We start from the raw sequence: 242 nt of genomic DNA, 5'->3' as shown, positions 1-242 counted from the left end.
TGGGCCTAAATGGACTCGAACCATCGACCTCACGCTTATCAGGCGTGCGCTCTAACCAGCTGAGCTATAGGCCCATAATTGAAAAGCGGGTGAAGAGAATCGAACTCTCGACCAGAGCTTGGAAGGCTCTTGTTTTACCACTAAACTACACCCGCATTAAATTGTAAATGGTGAGCCATGAAGGATTCGAACCTTCGACCCTCTGATTAAAAGTCAGATGCTCTACCAACTGAGCTAATGGC

2 tRNA genes are annotated in these 242 nt (G+C 47.5%); both read right to left on the bottom strand.

The annotated features are described in order from the left end of the window. Positions 1 to 74, bottom strand: a tRNA-Ile gene (locus KVT31_RS29920). 10 nt (positions 75 to 84) lie between these two features. Next, positions 85 to 155: transfer RNA gene (locus tag KVT31_RS29915), tRNA-Gly, on the bottom strand. Positions 156 to 242 lie beyond the last annotated feature (87 nt).

This window comes from Bacillus sp. GbtcB14, assembly GCF_019091205.1.
GTDB lineage: Bacteria > Bacillota > Bacilli > Bacillales > Bacillaceae_G > Bacillus_A > Bacillus_A cereus_AG.
Note: the sequence above shows the minus strand (reverse complement) of the source record. Positions and strands in the feature narration are given on the sequence as shown.